The sequence below is a fragment of the Thiocapsa marina 5811 genome (assembly GCF_000223985.1).
Lineage (GTDB): Bacteria > Pseudomonadota > Gammaproteobacteria > Chromatiales > Chromatiaceae > Thiocapsa > Thiocapsa marina.
This window is the reverse complement of sequence record NZ_AFWV01000059.1, coordinates 1-589: the sequence shown is the minus strand read 5'-3', so window position 1 is coordinate 589 and position 589 is coordinate 1. Positions and strand designations below refer to the sequence as shown.

General features: G+C 58.9%; 1 rRNA gene. It reads left to right on the top strand.

What is annotated here, in order from left to right:
* Positions 1-454: 454 nt before the first annotated feature.
* Positions 455-589, top strand: a 16S ribosomal RNA gene (locus THIMADRAFT_RS24245); the annotation flags it as partial.

Here is a 589-nt window from a genome sequence, read left to right as displayed (position 1 = left end):
CATTGACAGTGGCCTGTAGAGGTATAGAATGCGCGGCTCGCTGAGGGAGGCGCGGTAGGGAGGATGGACCCCGAGGGTCGGGGGAAGAGGGAGGGATCGCGGTTCGGGTCGGATTGAGGGGTTGACGAAACCCCGCGATACGCTAGAATGCGCGGCTCGCTGAGGGGAGACCGAAGCGAGGCGGTCCAGGAGGGCCGGGCGGGGCGGGCGGGACGCCGAAACGAGGGGGTTGACAAGTTCCTCGGGTCCTGTAGAATTGTCGGTCTTGGCGCAGCGGAAGTTTCGCGGCACCGAAGACGAGACGCAGATCTTTAACAATCGGGTCATCAGATAATTTGTGCGGGTGCTCCGGTGTTGTTTGGATGATTCCAAAGAGACATCGGCAAGCACTTCGGTGACGAAGAGTTTGTTGAGCAAGGAAAGACGTCGAGTGCTTCGGCATTTGGCGGGATTTGAACTGAAGAGTTTGATCCTGGCTCAGATTGAACGCTGGCGGCATGCCTAACACATGCAAGTCGAACGCGAAAGTCCTTCGGGGCGAGTAGAGTGGCGGACGGGTGAGTAACGCATGGGAATCTACCTCGACGTG